16 protein-coding genes and 1 pseudogene are annotated in these 17,476 nt (G+C 71.5%); 7 read left to right on the top strand and 10 right to left on the bottom strand.

Annotation, left to right across the window (positions count from 1 at the left end):
• Positions 1 to 4: 4 nt before the first annotated feature.
• Positions 5 to 2,734, bottom strand: coding sequence for a 7TM diverse intracellular signaling domain-containing protein (locus VFE82_RS06755; RefSeq protein WP_324999492.1), 2,730 nt, complete (start codon positions 2,732 to 2,734; stop codon positions 5 to 7).
• On the bottom strand, positions 2,734 to 4,290 hold the full coding sequence (locus tag VFE82_RS06750; protein ID WP_324999491.1) for an alkaline phosphatase D family protein: 1,557 nt from the start codon (positions 4,288 to 4,290) through the stop codon (positions 2,734 to 2,736). The genes VFE82_RS06755 and VFE82_RS06750 overlap by 1 nt, the downstream gene beginning before the upstream one ends.
• Before the next feature lie 248 nt (positions 4,291 to 4,538).
• Here VFE82_RS06750 and VFE82_RS06745 point away from each other — a divergent pair, with 248 nt between their 5' ends.
• The 4 genes from VFE82_RS06745 (at position 4,539) to VFE82_RS06730 (ending at position 7,938) form a co-directional block, all read left to right on the top strand.
• On the top strand, positions 4,539 to 5,165 hold the full coding sequence (locus VFE82_RS06745; RefSeq protein ID WP_324999490.1) for a CDP-alcohol phosphatidyltransferase family protein: 627 nt from the start codon (positions 4,539 to 4,541) through the stop codon (positions 5,163 to 5,165).
• 19 nt (positions 5,166 to 5,184) lie between these two features.
• Positions 5,185 to 5,727 (top strand): RNA 2',3'-cyclic phosphodiesterase, encoded by a 543-nt coding sequence (gene thpR, locus VFE82_RS06740; protein ID WP_324999489.1) that lies wholly within the window; start codon positions 5,185 to 5,187, stop codon positions 5,725 to 5,727.
• A gap of 157 nt (positions 5,728 to 5,884) precedes the next feature.
• Positions 5,885 to 6,691, top strand: a complete 807-nt coding sequence (locus tag VFE82_RS06735; protein WP_324999488.1) for a DUF6502 family protein — start codon at positions 5,885 to 5,887, stop codon at positions 6,689 to 6,691.
• On the top strand, positions 6,688 to 7,938 hold the full coding sequence (locus VFE82_RS06730) for a DUF5666 domain-containing protein (protein ID WP_324999487.1): 1,251 nt from the start codon (positions 6,688 to 6,690) through the stop codon (positions 7,936 to 7,938). Before VFE82_RS06735 ends, VFE82_RS06730 begins: the two co-directional genes overlap by 4 nt.
• A gap of 45 nt (positions 7,939 to 7,983) precedes the next feature.
• Here the strand turns inward: VFE82_RS06730 and VFE82_RS06725 are convergent, their stop codons facing one another.
• The 7 genes and pseudogenes from VFE82_RS06725 to trxC all read right to left on the bottom strand — a co-directional run bounded on the left by VFE82_RS06725 (position 7,984) and on the right by trxC (position 12,127).
• On the bottom strand, positions 7,984 to 8,634 hold the full coding sequence (locus tag VFE82_RS06725) for a hypothetical protein (RefSeq protein ID WP_324999486.1): 651 nt from the start codon (positions 8,632 to 8,634) through the stop codon (positions 7,984 to 7,986).
• 36 nt (positions 8,635 to 8,670) lie between these two features.
• Complete coding sequence (locus tag VFE82_RS06720; RefSeq protein ID WP_324999485.1) at positions 8,671 to 8,988, bottom strand: PilZ domain-containing protein; 318 nt, start codon at positions 8,986 to 8,988, stop codon at positions 8,671 to 8,673.
• Between the two features lie 33 nt (positions 8,989 to 9,021).
• Positions 9,022 to 9,336, bottom strand: a complete 315-nt coding sequence (locus VFE82_RS06715) for a PilZ domain-containing protein (protein WP_324999484.1) — start codon at positions 9,334 to 9,336, stop codon at positions 9,022 to 9,024.
• 134 nt (positions 9,337 to 9,470) lie between these two features.
• Positions 9,471 to 9,917 carry a DUF2721 domain-containing protein gene (locus tag VFE82_RS06710; RefSeq protein ID WP_324999483.1) on the bottom strand — a complete coding sequence of 149 codons (447 nt, stop codon included), beginning with the start codon at positions 9,915 to 9,917 and terminating at the stop codon, positions 9,471 to 9,473.
• Between the two features lie 2 nt (positions 9,918 to 9,919).
• Positions 9,920 to 10,924 carry an aldo/keto reductase gene (locus tag VFE82_RS06705; RefSeq protein WP_324999481.1) on the bottom strand — a complete coding sequence of 335 codons (1,005 nt, stop codon included), beginning with the start codon at positions 10,922 to 10,924 and terminating at the stop codon, positions 9,920 to 9,922.
• A 39-nt stretch (positions 10,925 to 10,963) separates the two neighbouring features.
• Complete coding sequence (locus VFE82_RS06700) at positions 10,964 to 11,584, bottom strand: YidB family protein (RefSeq protein WP_324999480.1); 621 nt, start codon at positions 11,582 to 11,584, stop codon at positions 10,964 to 10,966.
• A 101-nt stretch (positions 11,585 to 11,685) separates the two neighbouring features.
• Positions 11,686 to 12,127: pseudogene (gene trxC / locus VFE82_RS06695) on the bottom strand (thioredoxin TrxC).
• Between the two features lie 116 nt (positions 12,128 to 12,243).
• Between trxC and VFE82_RS06690 the strand changes: the two are divergent.
• The 3 genes from VFE82_RS06690 to VFE82_RS06680 all read left to right on the top strand — a co-directional run bounded on the left by VFE82_RS06690 (position 12,244) and on the right by VFE82_RS06680 (position 15,344).
• Positions 12,244 to 12,405, top strand: coding sequence for a hypothetical protein (locus tag VFE82_RS06690; RefSeq protein WP_324999478.1), 162 nt, complete (start codon positions 12,244 to 12,246; stop codon positions 12,403 to 12,405).
• 48 nt (positions 12,406 to 12,453) lie between these two features.
• On the top strand, positions 12,454 to 13,635 hold the full coding sequence (locus VFE82_RS06685; RefSeq protein WP_324999922.1) for a sialidase family protein: 1,182 nt from the start codon (positions 12,454 to 12,456) through the stop codon (positions 13,633 to 13,635).
• A 260-nt stretch (positions 13,636 to 13,895) separates the two neighbouring features.
• On the top strand, positions 13,896 to 15,344 hold the full coding sequence (locus tag VFE82_RS06680) for a hypothetical protein (protein ID WP_324999477.1): 1,449 nt from the start codon (positions 13,896 to 13,898) through the stop codon (positions 15,342 to 15,344).
• 36 nt (positions 15,345 to 15,380) lie between these two features.
• Here the strand turns inward: VFE82_RS06680 and VFE82_RS06675 are convergent, their stop codons facing one another.
• Entirely contained in the window at positions 15,381 to 17,405 is a 2,025-nt protein-coding gene (locus tag VFE82_RS06675) for a penicillin-binding protein 1A (RefSeq protein WP_324999476.1), read from the bottom strand.
• Positions 17,406 to 17,476 lie beyond the last annotated feature (71 nt).

Below are 17,476 nucleotides of genomic sequence, written 5' to 3'. Positions count from 1 at the left end.
CGGCTCAGGCCGACACCTCGACCAGCGGCAGCCGCACCGTGAAGGTGGTGCCCTGCCCCAGCGCGCTGTCCACCGAGATGCGCCCGCCGTGGACCTGCACGGCGTTCTTCACGATGGCCAGCCCGAGCCCGGTGCCCTGGATGCTGCCGACGTTGCTGGCGCGATGGAACGACTCGAACAGGTGCGGGATCTCGTCGGGCGGAATCCCGATGCCCTGGTCGGCGACCTCGAACACCAGCTCGGCGTCCTCGGCCCGGACGTTGAAGCGGACCCGCCCGCCGCCGGGCGAGTACTTGATCGCGTTGAACAGCAGGTTGCCGAAGATGTGCCGCAGCAGCTTCTCGTCGCAGCGGCACGTGCCCACGCCGGGCGCGGCGCGCACGGCGATCTCGCAGTGCGTCTCCGGGTGCTGCGCCCAGACTTCCTCGACCAGCCGCCGGCACAGCACGGGCACGTTCACCTCGTGCGGCTCGAAGGCGAGCATCTGGGCGTCGGCCCGCCCCAGCAGCAGCACGCGGTCCATCATCCGCGTCATCCGCTGCACGCCCATGGCGATGCTGTCGAGCGTTTCGGCCCGGTCCTGCGGCGTGAGCCGGTCCCCGTGGTGGCGCAGCACCTCCTCGGCCGACAGGATGGCCGCCAGCGGGGTGCGGAACTCGTGGCTGGTCATGGCCACGAAACGGGCACGCAGCGCATTGAGCGCCTGCTGCTGCTCGAGGGCCTCGCGCATCTGCGCTTCCGACCGCTTGCGCTCGGTGATGTCCAGGAAGGTCCAGATCACGCCCGAGTCCGGGTCGTTGGCGCGCACGCAGCTGCCGCCCATCTCCACCCAGAACAGCTCGCCGTTGCGCCGCCGCAGCTGGCGCTCGCAGGTGTAGCCGTTGGTGGCGATCAGGGCCGCGCGGGCTTCCTCGCCGAAGCGCTCCCACTCCTGCTCGCTCGGATGGATGTAGATCGAGCTCTGGCCGATCAGGATCTGCTTGGGATAGCCCAGCATCTGCGCGAACTTCTCGTTCACCCACTCGTGGCGCCGGTACACCGACAGCACGATGCCGACCACCGCGTTGTTCAGGATCGCCTCACGCTCGGACATCGTCGCGCGCAGCTGCTGCTCCAGCTGCTTGCGGGGGCTGATGTTGCGCACCACCCAGACCGTGCCCTGGGCCAGGTCGTCGCCGCCCACCGCCTTGCCGGACAGCAGGATCCAGATCAGGGTCCCGTCGCGTCGGCGCACCTGCAGCTCGCGCTCGTACACCTCGCCGCGGCCGACCGTCCGGGCGACCTCGGCACCGACTTCCAGGTAGTGCTCCCGGGACAGGTAGAACGGCTCCAGCGTCGTGACCGGCTCGTCCACGCCCAGGATCTCCAGCATGGCCCGGTTCGCCCACTTCAGGCGGCCGGCGCCGGTGAGGAAGACGATGCCGACCAGCGAGTTCTCCAGGATGATCTCGCGCTCCTCGAGCACCTCCTTGAGCCGCTCCTGCGCCTGGCTGAGCGCGCCCACCATGGCGCGTTCGGCCGCGATGCGCGCCTGCGCCTGCTCCTTGAAGCGCCGCGCCACGTTGATGCGATCGCCCAGCGCGAACGACAGCAGCACCATCTCCAGCGCCGAGCCGATCAGCAACGCGTTCGCCGTCACGGCGTTGGACGGCAGGATGCCGATGTTGTGCAGCGACAGGATCGCCACGCCCAGCAGCAGCAGCGCCCAGGCGGTGAAGAAGTGGCTGGCGCCGGCGATCCCGCGGCGGATGCTCATCACGCCAACCACGGTCATGGTGATGACGCTGGCCGGCGCCAGGATGGTCACCATCCAGTTGGCGATCGTGTAGGGCAGCGCCAGCTCGGCGGCCAGCGCAAGCCCCCAGCCGGCCATCTGGGCGAGCAGGATCCGGTCGAGCGTGCGCATGCGCTGCGCGCTGGCCAGGAAGCTGCGCGCGAACAGCAGCCCGAAGATCGCCGTGACCGTCAGCCCCACGGGCGCCGACACGCCGTTCCACCAGGTCGACCGCGGCCAGAGGTACTGTGCCCCGAGCCCGCTGAGCGCCACTTGGCTCATCCCCATGGCCGCCACGAAAGCGACGTAGAAGACATAGCCCGGCTCGCGCAGCGACACGAACAGCAGCATGTTGTAGAGCATCAGCCCCAGCAGCAGGCCGAAGTAGAGGCTGAGCGCGGCATAGGCGGCCTGGTCGTGCCGCCACAGGGCGGTGGGCTGCCACAGGCGCGCCGGCACGGAAACCGTCCCCTCGGATTGCACCCGCAGGTAGAGCGTGGTGGTCTGTCCCGGTGCCAGCCGCAGGGGAAAGACATGGTTGCGGTGCGCGACCGCCCGGGAGGCGAACGAGCGGCTGTCGCCACCGGCGTGCTGCTGCCGGCGGCCGGTGGCATCGACGGCGATCACCTCGATGCGGTCGAGCGGCGGATAGGCAATCTCCAGCAGCCAGTCGGCCGGCGCGTCGCGCGCCGTGCGCAGGGTCACGCGCAACCAGTAGACCGAATGCGTCAGCCCGAAGTTGGGGCCCGGCCCGAGCGGACGCAGGGCATGGAAGCGCGCCTGGACTGCCGGGGCCAGCACGTCCTCGAAGGTGAGCCGGCCGTCCCGGTCCTCCAGCACGTCGAACGAGCGGCGCAGGTCCTGGCTGGCGTCGTGGCCGATCGCCAGGTCGCCGGCCAGGGTGCCGGCCGTGCCCAGGACCAGGAGCAGCCCCAGGAGCGCTTGCCAGAGACGGCGCATCACAGCCGCTCCAGCCGGCGGCGGCCGGCCTCGACGGCGAACTGCGCGAGGGTGGACACGCGGGCGTCCCGCCGCGTCGCGTCGTCCAGCACCCGCAGCGTCGCGGTGAGCCGCCCGGGGGTGTAGTCGGTCAGCCCGTAGCCGCGATGGGCGGCGTCCGCGAACAGGAAGTGCGGGTTCTCGGCCAGTCGCTGGGCCACGAACTCGACGCTGCGCGACTTCGAGGTGATGCTGGTGCCGCACAGCTCGACGCCGAGGCTCGCGCTGTCCGGCCGCGCGTAGTCGGCCTTGAGGTGCCCGACCCAGTTCTCGTGCACGTCGCCGGCAAGGAACACCGGGTTGGCGACCTGGTGCCGCTGCAGGGCATCCGTGATCCGGGTGCGGGCCGCGGGATAGCCATCCCAGCCGTCGTTCGACAGCAGTTCGCCGTTGCCGGGGCGCAGGTCGCGCCGGCCGAACAGCGTCTGCTGCCCGACGACGGTCCAGGTCGCGCCGCCCTGCTCCAGCCGGCGGTCCAGCCATTGCTCCTGGGCCGGGCCCAGCAGCGTGCGGCCCGGATCGTTCCAGGCCTGGCAGCGGGCCGGGTCGACCGGTCCGGACAGCTTGCGTCCCTGCACGCACGCCTGGGCGTCCCGGTACTGGCGGGTGTCCAGCAGCAGCACCTCGGCGAGCCGGCCGAACCGGTAGTGGGTGTACAGGCGCAGCTCGCCGCCCGGCTGGCGACCGGCCAGCGCCTGCGCGAAGGCGGCGGCCCGCACCGGCATGTGCTCGTAGAAGGCCTGGTAGGCCGCTGCGCGCCGGGCCGCGAAGTCGGCCACGCCGTTCATGCCCAGCGGGAAGGGATCGCCGGCGTGCGCACCCGCGTAGTCGTTCTGCACCTCGTGGTCGTCCCAGGTCACGAGCCAGGGGCAGCTGGCGTGCATCGCCTGCAGGTCCGGGTCGCTGCGGTGCAGCGCGTACCGCTCGCGGTATTCGGCCAGGTTGCGCACCCAGCCGAGCGTCGGGAAGCTGCGCACCGCCGCGGTCACGTTCGGGTACTCGTAGATGTAGTCGCCCAGGAAGGCGACGAAATCCGGCGCCTCCTCGCGCATGTGGCGCCAGGCTGCGTAGTGGCCGTGCTCCCAGCGCTGGCACGAGGCATGGGCCAGGCGCAGGCGCGCCGGTGCCGCATCCGGAGCCGGCAAGGTGCGCGTGCGTCCGGTGGCGCTCACGGCATCGCCGCTGGTGAACCGGTAGTGGTACCAGCGGTCCGGTGCCAGCCCCTCCACCTCGACGTGGACGCTGTGCGCCAGCGCAGGCAGCGCCTGCGTGTCGCCGCTTCGGATGATGTGTCGGAAGGCGTCGTCGTGCGCCAGTTCCCAGCGCACCGGGATCGGCGCGCCGCCGTCGTCGGGAAGCGCGCCGAGCAGGCGGGTCCAGAGCACCACCGACCCGGACGTCGGCGACCCGCTCGCCACGCCCAGTCCGAACGGCTGGGCGCGCCAACGCGGCTGGGCCGTCGCCCGCACGGGCAGCCCGGCAGCGCCGCCGGCCACGAGGGCCGCCAACGCGAGCAACTTTCTCCGGTCGGGGCGGGCGGGACCACTCATCGCGCGGCGACTATAGCAACTCATCCGCGTCGGGAGGTCGCCCCGCGGCACGCCACCCGCTTCGGCGCGAGCGCCCCTCGGGAACCGCGGAACCATGGTTCCAGGCAGCGCCGCCGTGGCAACCGTCGGAACCAGCCGACAGGCCGCGGTGCCCCCGGACGACCTGGCGCCGCTTGGCAACGGCTAAGGTGGAGGTTGACCAGGAACCACTCGCCATGCAACAAGCCGCCCCCCGCCACTTCTCCATGCTGCGCGGGTTCCACCTCGCGGACTTCTTCACCCTGGGCAATGCGGCCTGCGGCGTCGGCGCGGTGTTCCTGGCGATGATGTTCGTGGGCAGCGGCGACGTCGCCCACTTCTTCCTGTCGGCGGCGCTCGCGCCGGCGGCCTTCGCCTTCGACGTGCTGGACGGCCGCATCGCCCGCGCCCGCCACCAGCACTCGCCGCTGGGGCGCGAACTCGACTCGCTCTCGGACGTGATCTCCTTCGGCGTCGCACCGGCCGCCCTGGCATTCGCCGCCGGGCTGCAGGGCGGCTGGGATGCCGCCGCCCTGATCTACTTCGTCTGCTGCGGGGTGAGCCGGCTGGCCCGCTACAACGTCACTGCCGAATCGCTGGCCACCGATGCGGGCAAGGTGCGCTACTTCGAGGGCACGCCCATCCCGACCAGCGTGCTCCTCACCGGCGTGCTGGCCCTGGCGGCCTGGCAGGGTCGTCTGCACGACCAGCTCTGGGGCGGCGCGATGGAACTCGGCCCCTGGGAGTTCCACCCGCTGGCGCTGCTGTTCGTGCTGTCGGGCAGCCTGATGATCAGCAAGACCCTTCGCATCCCCAAGCTCTGAGCGCCGGGCGACCCTCCCGATGGACCGGCAGCCGGACAGCTGGCGCCTCTTCACCGCGTTCTGGCCGCCCGAGCCGGTGCGCCTGCGGCTGGTGGAGTCCGCCGCACGCTGGGCGTGGCCCGCCGGGGCGCGGCGCACGGCGCCGGAGCGCCTGCACGTGACGCTGCATTTCCTGGGCCATGTTCCGTCGGCCCGCGTCGACGACTTCCGAAGCGGCCTGGACGTGCCCTTCGAACCCTTCGTGCTCGACCTTGATGCCGGCCGTCCGCAGGTCTGGCCCGGCGGCATCGCGGTCCTCGAACTGGAAGCGCCGGCCGCACTGCAGCGCTTGCATGCGCGGCTGGCGCAGGCGCTGCAACGGCTGGGCCACCCGCTGGAGGCGCGCCGGTTCCGGCCGCACGTGACCTTCGCGCGCAAGGCCGGCGGCGCGCAGCCTCCTGCGCAGCCCGGGGGTGCGGGCGTGTGGGCCGTCGCGGGTGGCTGCGTCGAAGGTGGCTATGCCCTGGTACGCAGCATTCCGGGCGCCGGCTACGTGACCCTGCATCGCTGGAGCGCTGGCTGATCCATGGCGGCGCGATGCGCCATGTGCCTCTGCAGTTCCATGACGCGCCTGGCCCGTTGGAGCTATTGGGTGGCCCGAGGGGGCCATGCGGCTGGGAAAAAGTCGCACGGTGCCGCGCCTCCCGGGAACAATCGTCGAAGTACGAACAACACCCACCATGCAAGACCGTCTCTCCTGGGCCCAAGCCGCGTGTGCACGCGTGATGCGACCCTTGGTGCGGCTCGCTCTCGGCATGGGTCTCAAGCACCCCCATCTCGAAAGCATGCTGCGCGACCTCCTGCTGGAGGAGGCCACGCGGCTGTGGCAGCGGCAAGGTGTCGCCGCCCCGAACATCAGCCAGCTCGCCGTCACGACCGGCCTGAACCGCAAGGACGTCACCGCGCGCGTGCGGCGCCCGGCCGATCCGCTGCCCCACACCGAGCTGTCCGCGGCCGCCAAGACGTTCACCCGCTGGTTCCAGCTGGCCAGCCAGGATCCCGCCCTGCAACGCCTGCCGGTCGCCGCCAGCGAACAGGGCCTCTCGTTCGAGGACGTGGCCCGCGAGGCGAGCCGAGGCGACGTGCACCACCGGGCGGTGCTGGATGAACTGATGCGCCTGGGCATGGTGACCCGCGTCGACGCCGCCCAGGTCGAGCTCACGGCCGAGGGCTTCGTGCCCACCGCCGACCTGCAGACCACCCTCGCCTTCCTGGGCGACAACCTGCGCGACCATGCCGGCGCCGCCGTCTCGAACGCGCTGGGCGAAGGGCCGCTGATGCTGGAGCGCGCCGTGTTCGCCGAGGGTCTGTCCGAGGAGGATTGCGAAGCGCTCCACCGACTGATGCGCCAGCGCTGGACGGCGCTGCACCGCGAACTGGTGGGCGAGCTCACCGAATCCGTCACCCGCAGCGGCGGCCAGGGCCCCCGCCGGGTGCGGGTCGGGGTCTACGTGTTCCTGGGCGATCGCGAGGGAACGCAGGAGTGAAGCCGATCTCGCGGCGGCGCTGGCTGGCGCATGCATTGGGCACCGCCTTCGCGGTGCAGGGTTGCGGCGGTGGTGGCGGCACCGAGGTGGCCGGCGCCCCAGGCGTCGGCTCGGGCGGCACCGGCATCACCGGCGGCATCGGGTCCGGAGGCACCGGGATCGGCATGGGATCGATCAGCGGCTTCGGCAGCATCGTGGTGAGCGGCACGCGGTTCGACATCGAAGGCGCCGAGCTGCAGCTGGCGGATTCGCCGGTGCTGCGGCTGGGCATGACGGTGCGGGTGGACGGCGTCGTGCAGCCCGACCTGCTCGAAGGCACCGCGACCCGCGTGGTGTCCTCGGCCGACCTGCGCGGGCACGTCACCGGGCTCGACCGGGCCGCCGGCCGATTCCGCCTGTGGTCGGTGCAGGTGACGACGGACGCCTGGACCGCCTATGGTGGCGGCCTGGCGACACTCGCCGACCTGCACGACGGGGCCGAAGTGCTGGTGTACGGGTTGCCCGGGCCGCGCGCGCAACTGCACGCCACCCGCATCGAGCGGGTCGCCGGACAGGCGCCGGTGCTGACCGGCGCGATCGAATCGCTCGACCGCCGCAACCGCAGCTTCCGCATCGGCGCGCAGCAGGTCGGCTACCGCGGCGCCGCGCTCCTCGGCGGCCTGACCGAGGACGCTCTGGCCGAAGGACTGTCGGTCCGGGTGCGTGCCAGCGTGGCCGCCCCGGAACTGGCTGCCTTGTCGGTCGAGCCCGTGTCGACGCCGACGGCGCAGGAGGGCTCGCGCCTGAGCCTGGACGGGCTGATCAGCCTGCTCCCCTCCGCCGGCCTGGTACGCATCGACAACGTGCCCGCGGATCTGCGCAATGCGCGCCTCACGGGCGGTTCGCTGTCCGATCTGGTGGCCGGCAGCCGGGTCGAGGCCTCTGGCACCATCGCCGGCGGCGTCCTGGTGGTGTCCCGGCTGCGCCTGCGGCGCAACGACAGTGGCGGCACGCCAGGCACGCCAGGCACGCCAGGGACGCCAGGCACGACGCCGGACGAGGAGCCGGCCTACAGCGTGCGCGGCAACGTGGTGCGCTTCGTGTCGGTGGCCAGCTTCCGCGTGAACGGACAGGACATCGATGCCCGCGCGGCCAGCTTCGCCAACGGCGCTTCGGCCGACCTGAGGCAGGGACGTCGGGTGCTGGTGACCGGCGCCCGCGTCGACGACGACGTGCTGCGCGCCGACCGGGTGCAATTCCTGGATTGACGGACGGCGGGCGACGCGGGTCGGCTGCTCGCCGGCTCGGGCGGCTCAGGTGCCGGGGTCGTTCCGGCTCGGCACGAAGGCGGGCCGGGTGGGCTGGAATCCGGCATCCGCGTGGGGATTGCCGTCGCGGTTCAGGGCGGCGTCGCGGATGGCGAACAGGGCCTGCAGGTCCTTGGCGAGATCGTCCTCGACGGGTGGCAGGTCCGACACCGGACCTTCGTCGGGCACCGCACCGCTGGCAGCCATGGCGGCCTGCGCACGCGGGCGGCTCTCGTCCTGGCCGAAAGCCGGCAGCGAACCGCCGGTGCTGGCGGTGATGCCGGCGAACTGCCAGGAAATGCTGAGGAGCCAGTCCCAGGCGCGCGGCTCGAACTTCTCGATCTCGGCCATGAAGCTGCTCTGGAACGCCGGGATGTAGCCCAGCAGGTTGCCTTGCCCCTGCAGGACCACCAGCTGCACGTGCATGCCGCTGGTCCTCTTGCTCGTGATCACCGGCAGGATCCGGCAGTCGAGCCAGTCGGACGGCACGGCATGTCGGCGCATGGTCTCGCGCAGCACGACCTTCACCAGCTCGCGCCGGGTCGATTCGCGCTCCGCCTGCTCGAGGTCGGTGCTCTCCTCGAAGCGGGTGGCGGACAGCTCGGAATCCGTCCCGCCGCTGTCGGACGACCTGAAGATCTTGTTGAGCAGGCCCATGGGCGCATTATCACGCGCCGCCGGATGACGGGCCAGCTATTCCAGGAACGCGGTGCTCAGCCGGGCCGCCACCGTGAAACCGCCGGGGCAGGCAGCGCAGCGCACCACGGTCGCCTCGCAGCGCAGCGGGTAGTGGTGGCCATCCAGCAGGTATTCGACCGTCAGCTGGATGCGCTCGCCAGCCTCGTAGGAGCGCCGCGAGGTGAAGGACAGGCCGCTGACGCTGACGTCACGGGTCACGCCCGCGGCACCGTCCTCCAGCGACACGGGCATCTCCATCTCGAAGCGGTCGGCGCCGCGGCGCTCCTGCAGCCGCCCCAGCGGCACCACGACGCGTGGTTCATCGTCTGCCATCGTTCGCTCCCTGCGCCCCGTGGGACGCGGCTTTCAGCCCGTGCCGCCTTCCTGCGGCACCGACTCCTGGAAGAGCGGCTCGTCGAGCCGGACGGCGATGTTGAAGCGCTCGCCGTGGCGTTCGACCCGCACCACCTCCCCCGCGCATTCCAGCTGGAACGGCCGGCCCTCCGCTTCGTACTGCAAGCTCAAGGCCACGTGGCTGCCCAGCGGCGGCGCTTGCCCGGCCTCCAGCAGGACTCCCGTCGCACTGATGTCATGGCAGGCGCATTCCTCGCCTTCCATCGTGATCGGCAGCACCAGTCCGAACCGCTGGGCCGAACGTGGGTGTTGCTGCGTTTCCTGCATTCCTGTCTCCCGTCGCCGTACCCGGCGCTCGGAAGTCAGGTTACGGGTCCGTGCAAAGGAACGCTTGTAGGAACAGAGCGTAACAACCTGTCGGGATTCGCAACGTGCCGCGACAGGCAGCGTGGTTTGCGGCGTCAGCGCAACAAGTGGAAGTCCAGCAGCCGCGTGGCCATCACGGTTTCCATCAGGAAGCACAGCAGGGCCAGCAGGAAGCACAGCACGCCGAGCAGGAAGCAGCCCACCGCGACGACGTTGATCCGCACCGCCGTCGTCTGGCCCAGGAACAGCACGATGATGGTCAACCCGATCAGGAAGGCGCAGGTGGTGAGCAGCGCAATGCAGCCGTTGGCCAGCCGCCCGCGCTGCCGCAACTCGGCCAGTTCGCCGGTCGCGCGCGCCAGGAACGCGGGGTCGCTGCTCTCGCGCGCGCGGTCCTCCACCACCCGGGCCCGGTCGATGATGCGGGCAAGCCGGCCCGCCACGGCGCCGATCATCCCAGACACCGCCGTGAGCAGGAACACGGGCGCGACGGCCAGCTGGATCCCGTGCGTGATGGCACTGCTGTCGAGGGGAAGCGCCATGGTCAGGCGGGGCGGCGTGGAAGCAGCGGATAGGCCGGGTCGTTGTAGCCGGGCGTGGAGGGATGCCCCGGCGCCACCAGCGAATCGACCAGCGCCTCGTCCTGCGCATCGGGCGTGTAGGCCAGCGCAGGGGCATACGACTGCCACTGCTCCAGCGTCCTCGGCCCCGCGATGACGGCGCTCACGGCATGGTGGCCGAGCACCCAGGCGGTGGCGAACTGCGCCAGCGTCACGCCCCGCTGCTGCGCGTGCGCCTGCAGCTGCTGGGCGATGCGCAGCGACTCCTCGCGGAACTCGGTCTCGGCGATGCGCTTGTCCCCGCGCCCCGCGCGACTGTCCTGGGCGGGAGGCTGGCCGGGCGCGTACTTGCCGGTGAGCACGCCGCGCGCGACCGGGCTGTACGGCACGACGCCGATACCGTGGTGGACGCAGGCCGGCAGGATCTCGACCTCGGGCATGCGATTGAGCAGGTTGTAGTACGGCTGGCAGACCACCGGCGCGGCCACGCCGAGGCTGCGCGCCAGGTGCACCACTTCCGCGATGCGCCAGCCGCGGAAGTTGGACAGCCCCCAGGCGCGGATCTTGCCGTCGCGCATCAGGGCGTCGACTGCGCGGATCGGCTCTTCCAGGTCCATGCCGGGGTAGTCACGGTGCAGGTAGAGGATGTCGACGCGGTCGGTGCGCAGGCGGCGCAGGCTGGCCTCGACCTCCCGCAGCATCCAGCTGCGTGAATAGTGCGCCTCGTTGACGCCTTCGCCCATGCGATTGCCCAGCTTGGTGGCGAGGACCCAATGGTCGCGCTGGCCCTGCAGCAGGTCGCCCAGCATCGCCTCGGACGCCCCGCGGGTGTACACGTCGGCGGTGTCGATGAAGTTCACGCCCTGCTCGCGGGCATCGGCCAGGATGGCAGCGGCCTCGGGCGCCGCGGTCTGGTCGCCGAACATCATCGTGCCCAGGCAGAGGGCCGACACCTGGAGGTTGCTGCGGCCGAGTCGTCGGTAATGCATGGGCGCAGAGCTTACCCGCCTCGCCGGCGCGTCCGTGCGTCACCGCACCTGCGCCAGCATCTCCTGGAGCGCCGACTGCCCCGCCTCCAGTCGCCGGTCGGCGTCCTGCTGCAGCTCGCCCTGAGGCGACAGGTGGTCGACCATCTCGGGCAGGATCTCGGCGAAGCCATCGGCGACCTCGTCCTGGCCCACGCCCAGCTGGCCCGACAGGTGGGCGAGCTCGTCCGGCCCCAGCAGCTCGTGCACCGCCTGCGGAGGCAGCGGCTGGTTGGCACCGGTGCCCAGCCAGGATTGCGCCTGGGTGCCGTAGCCGCGCTGTCCAACGCGCTGCAGCACGCTGCCGACCCCACCATTGCGCTGCACCCATTGCAGAGCGAGCGGCAGCAGCAGCGCCAGCATCGCGCTGCGGCCGCCCAGCCCGCCCGGTCCGCCGCGCGGCACGCCAGTGGGATGGCCGGCCGGGGCACCACCACCGCCCAGCACGCCGCCGAGCAGCCCGCCCAATCCGCCCGCCTGGCCCCCGGCCCCACCGAGGCCACCGAGGCCACCGAGGCCACCGAGGCCACCGAGCCCGCCCAGGCCGCCGGCGCCGGGCATGCCGCCGCCGCCCGCGCCCCCGAGCACGCTGCCGAGAATCTGCCCCAGGATGGGATTGGCCATGGAAGTCTCCTTTGCAGTGAAACGTCCAAGGTAGCCCGCCCGCACGCTGCCGGACGTAGGCCGCGGGCGACGGCACCCGGCAGGCCAGGATGGCCAGCCGTTCAGGGCAGGTGGCCGCGCGCCCAGCGGACGATGTCGTCGGTCCGGGTCAGGGCGCCCGGCTGGCGTGCGATCTCGCGGCCACCCACGAACAGGGCCAGGGTCGGGATGCTGCGGATCTGCAGCCGGCCCGCGATCGCCTGCGCCTGTTCGGTGTCGAGCTTGGCCACCCGCAGGTGCGGCTCGAGGAGGCGAGCGGCCTGCTCGTAGGCCGGCGCCATCATCCGGCAGGGGGCCGCACCAGGGCGCCCAGAAATCCACCAGCAGCGGCAGTTCGCTGCGCGCGAGCTGCCGCCCGAACGACGCTTCGTCGAGCGCCGCGGGCCGCCCCTGGAACAGTGGCTGGTGGCAGCGCCCGCAGTCCGGTGCGCTGGCGAGCTGGTCCCCTCGCACGCGGTTGGTGGCTTGGCAGGAGGGGCAGACGACGTGGAGGGTGTCAGGCATGTCCGCAGTTGCGGGACCCGTGCCGTGAAATCAAGCCGCGTTGACGACCGCGGCGACGCGATCCACGGGCATCGCACGCCGGCTCGGCCGCAGTGACATTGGTTGCCAATGCTCACATGTTGCAGAGCCTCAGCTTTCCGTCAATGGCTCCCTCGGAGCAGGGCTGGACACATCTTGAAAACGGCAGAGTTTTCGGCGAGCCGTTTTCCTACATCGACATGCTCCAAACCGGCAAGCGGTTCAGGTTGGGACAACCGACCATCCGTTTCGACGTGTGACGACCCGCGTCATTCAACGCAACCTGGAGGCACCTGATGTTGAAGCAAATGAAGAAAACTGGAGTCCATCTCGCCGCGGCCCTCGTGGTCGCAGCTGGACTCGCTGCGTGCGGTGGTGGGGGCGGCGGCGATCCCATTGTCAGCACTCCCGGGCCGACGGCGCCGAGCGGCGGTGGCGGCGGTGGCGGTGGCGTCACGACGCCCGTGGGTCAGGTGTTCGAGGCACGCCTCGCACCGGCCGTGTGGCATTCGCTCTCCTCGAGCGACAACGGCCAGACGCTGGTGGCCGGCGAAGCGGCCACGGGCACCAGCACCGCGACCAGCTTCCTGCGCGTGTCCAAGGACGGCGGCGCGACCTGGACGGCCGGCACTGTCGGCGGCATCTGGATCGCGTCGGACGTGTCGGCGGACGGCAACCACATCGCAGCGGTGCGCTACGACGAAGGCGGCGGCATCTACGTTTCCCACGATGGCGGCACCACCTTCACGCCAGCGACCGGCACCCTGGGCGGCTTCAACCTTGGAGACGCACCTTTCGAAGGCATCACCATTTCCGCCGATGGCCAACGGATCGCAGCAACCATCCAAGGCGGCCCGATCGTTGTGAGCCAGAACGGCGGCACCACCTGGGCGCTGGGCGCTGGCGCACCGACGACCGCCGGCTGGCGCACCATCGACGCGTCCTCCGACGGTTCGGTGATGGTCGCGGTGGCGCAAGATCCCGACGCGTACATTTCCACCGACGGTGGAGCCACATGGGCTCCCCTGTCCGTGAATGTTGGCGGCGCAGCGGTTGGATCCCAAAATTGGTACCGCGTGAAGGTGTCCGGCGACGGCAACACGATCGCGATGGCGGGCAACCAGTTCGGTGGCGCGTCCGGCAACGGCCTGTACGTGTCCCGCGACCGCGGCGCGAGCTTCACCCAGGCGACGACCATCGCCGGCGACTACTCGGGCATCGGCATGTCCAACGACGGCTCGGTCATCGGCGTGACGATCTCCAACAGCAATGCCGCCCCGACCACCCCGGTCGGCCAGGTCCTGCTGTCCACCAACGGCGGCACGAGCTTCGCGCCCCTGGCGGTCAACACCACGGCCGGTGCCGCGACCGACACCGACTGGCGTGCCATCACTATCTCTGGCGATGCCACCAAGATCGTCGTCGCCGCGGGCCGCTTCCTGACCAACCTGGCCGGCCAGCTGTACGTCTCGACCGGCGCCCGTCCGTAACGAGCGACGCTGTCACATCCCTCAGGGGGGATCGAAGCCGGGCCGCAAGGCCCGGCTTTTTTTCGTTCGTGCGCCAGGGAATGCGGGCGGCAGATCGGCCGTTCGCGCCGCGGTCCGCTAGCCCTTTCGGGCTCGGCAGCGAACCGACACGGCAGCGCCCGGTGGGCTTACGCGCAAAGCAATGGATGACCCACGCGCGGCTCTGCAGGCGACTTCCAGAATGACCGCCGAACGTCACGTCAACGACACGGAGGTCACGGATGCTCAGGATGGACAAGGCCGGCGCCAGGCGCAGGCAGATCGCGGCAGCAGCGGCCATGGCGCTGCTGCTGGGCGCCTGCGGGGGCGGCGGCGGTGGGGGAACGGCAGCCGGTGCCGGGCCGGCAGCGGACCAGCGCGCGTCCGCCGATGCCGCGCCGCCCGGCGGCGGCGCGTCGGTCCCGGCCGGCAGCGCGCAGCAGGCGCTGCCCAACGGCACCTACACGGTCACTTCCGATGCCGCCGACACGGTGGTCATCACCCTGCCCCGCAACGAGGACCTGCGCGTGGGCGACCGGGTGCGCATCATCGGCCAGGGCGCCGCACCCTGGCAGCTGGCGCAGAACGAGCAGCAGCACGTGCGCACGGCCGGCATGCCGGGCAACGTGGTCCCGGGTGCGACCTGGACCGCGCGCACGCCCGACCCGCAGCAACCCGAGCAGCGCTGGTCCGGCACGGCGTCGTCGGCCAGCGGCAACCGGGTCGCCGCGATTGCCAACCCGGGCGGGCTCCATCTCTCCGACGATGGCGGCGCGACCTGGACGCGCACCAGCGCTCCCACGACCAGCTGGACCCAGGTGGTGATGTCGGCGGACGGCAGCCGGCTGGCCGCGGTGGGCGGCGGCGTGCTGCACCTGTCCTCGGACGGCGGGCAGACCTGGACGGTGCGCGGCGCCGGCCGCACCTGGCATGCAGTGCACATGTCCGACGATGGCCGCCGCCTGGTGGGCGTGGCCGTCGGCGCCGGACTGCAGGTCTCCACCGACGGCGGCGCGAGCTTCACGGCCGTGCCCGGCACCGCCGACGGCGACTGGCGCACCGTGGCCGGCTCCAGCGACGGCATGCGCCTGGTCGCGGTGGCGTCGTTCTACGGCGCCGATCCGGATGCACAAGGCGTGTACGTCTCCGACAACGGTGGCACCACCTGGACGCGCCGGCTGGTGGCAGGCAACTGGTCCTTTGCCGCTGCCAGCGCCGATGGCCTGCGCATGGCGGTGCTGGACAACGGCGCCTACCCGTTCGTCAGCGACGATGGCGGCGCCACCTGGACCCAGCGGTTCACCTACAGCGCCTGGAGCGGTGTTGCGGTCTCGCGCGACGGCAGCGTCGTCGCCCTGCAGGAGCCGCGCAACGATGTGTACAGCTACCGGGGCTACATCTTCCTCAGCACCACCGGGGGCCACGATCCCTGGGCCTGGACGGCCGCCGACCTCAACCTGACCTGGCGCGGCATCAGCCTGTCGGCCGACGGCAACCGGCTGGTGGCGGCCGACCACGGCACGCCCACCAGCAACGGCGGCCGCATCTACACGTCCGGCGGCAACCGCACGACGGTGGGTCCGCAAGGCTCGATCGGCGGCGGCGCCGGCCAGGCGATCGAAGTGACCTACCAGGGCGACGGCCGCTTCACCGTCAGCGACCACGCGGGCGGCGCCTTCCGCATCCGCTAGGCGCGGCGTCCGGCCCGGCCATCGGCCGGGCGGCGCTCACTGGAAGATCTTCAGGATCCGCCCGAGCACGTCGTTGACGATCTGCTCGATCGGGTCGGCTTCCCGGCGCGGCTTGGGTCGCGGCCGGGGAATGTCGAACTCGGCCTTCTCCTCGATCCAGCGGTTGCGCAGCGACTGCTGGAAGAAGTCGCCCACCATCGGCAGCGCGCTGCGGGCACCGGGCCCCCAGGCGTCGGGCATGGTGGTGCGCGGGTCGTTGAAGCCGACCCACGCACCGGCGACCAGCTGGGGATGCGCCAGGATGAACCAGCCGTCGGTGTTGTCCTGGGTGGTGCCGGTCTTGCCGGCGACGTCGGCCGTGATCCCGTAGCGGGTGCGGATGGCGGTCGCCGTGCCTTCGTCGACCACCCCCCGCATCACGTTCACCAGGGCCAGGGCCGCCGGCTTCGGCATGGCCTGCTCCGACCGTCCGGGCACGAACGCATCGAGCACCTTGCCGCTGCGGTCTTCGATGCGCAGCACCAGCAGCGGCTCCAGCCAGCGGCCGTTGTTGGCGATCGCGCCATAGGCGCCGACCATCTCCCGCAGGGTGACCGGGCTGGTGCCCAGCGCCAGCGAGGGCACCACGTCCAGCCGGCTGTCGCGCACGCCCATGGCCTGCGCCAGCTTGGCCACGCTGGCCGGACCCACCCGGTCCATCACCTGCGCCGTGATCGAGTTGCGCGACTGCACCAGGCCGTCTCGCAAGGTCATCGGGCGCCCGGTGGGCGGCGTGACGTCCTTGGGGCTCCAGACCTCGCCGCCCTTGCCCTGCAGGGTCACCGGCTGGTCGACGAAGGTGTCGGTCGGCCGCATGCCGGCCATGAACGCGGCGCCGTAGACGAACGGCTTGAAGGTCGAGCCCGGCTGCCGCCGGGCCTGGTTGACATGGTCGAACTGGTCCTTCTCGAAGTCGCTGCTGCCGACCCAGGCCAGCACGTGGCCGTTGCGCGGGTCGGTCGCCAGGAAGCCGGCCTGCACCAGCTGCCGCTCCTCGCCCGCCTTGCGGCGGCGATCGGCCAGCGGCTGCAGCTGGGCGAGTTGCCGTCCGACCGCCTGCACGGCCGCGCGCTGCAGGCGCGTGTTCAAGGTGCTGCGGACCACCAGCCCGTCGGCGTGGACGTCGTAGCCGTTGCGGTCGGCCCAGGCGATCAGCCACTTGCGCACGTGCTGCGCCACGTGGGGCGCCGGCCCGAGCGGCTCCTCCTGCCGCTCGAAGTCCACCCGCAGCGGCCGCTGGGCCAGCGCCTGCGCCCGCTCGGCGGGCAGCACGCCGCGCCGCGCCATCTGCGTGAGCACCACGTTGCGCCGCGCCCGCGCGCGCTCGGGATTGAGCACCGGGTTGTAGTAGCTGGTGCCCTTGAGCATGCCGATGAGCGTCGCGCTCTCGAGCACGTCGAGCTGGCTGGCGGACTTGTCGAAGTAGGTGCGCGCGGCCATCTCGATGCCGAACGCGTTGTAGAGGAACGGCACCGTGTTGAGATAGGTCTCGAGGATCTCGTCCTTGCTGTAGACGGCCTCGATCTTCAGCGCGGTGATCGCCTCCTTCACCTTGCGGTGCACGGTGGCCGAACGGCCGATCTCCTCGGGGTACAGGTTGCGTGCCAGCTGCTGGGTGAGCGTGGAGCCGCCCTGCCGCTGGCCACGCAGGGTGTGCCACACCGACGCGGCGGTGCGGTACAGGTCGATGCCGTGGTGCTGGTAGAAGCGGTGGTCCTCGGTGGCGATCAGCGCCTGGACCACCGCAGGCGACACCTTCGCCAGCGGCACCCATTGCCGGTGGACGCGCTGGTAGGTGGCCAGCACCACCCCGTCGGCCGACATCAGCACCGCCGGTGCCTCGACCTTGGCCTTGCGCAGGTTGGCGGTGCTCGGCGTGAAGGGCACCAGCACCAGCACATAGGCCAGCACCAGGCCGGGCGGCAGCAGCGCAGCCCGCCACGGATGGCGCCGGATGGCGTCGCGCACGCGGCGCCACTGGGTGGCGGCGGCCGACGCCGCCCTCTCGAAGAACGGATTCATGGACCCGGAACTGTAGGGCCGGGCGAGCCGCCCGTGGGGCAGTCGGCCCGCGCCTCGAACGCATCCGTGGG

It is taken from the genome of Ramlibacter sp. (assembly GCF_035655895.1).
GTDB lineage: Bacteria > Pseudomonadota > Gammaproteobacteria > Burkholderiales > Burkholderiaceae_C > Ramlibacter.
The sequence above is the reverse complement of the archived record's forward strand: the minus strand, read 5'-3'. Positions and strand labels throughout refer to the sequence as shown.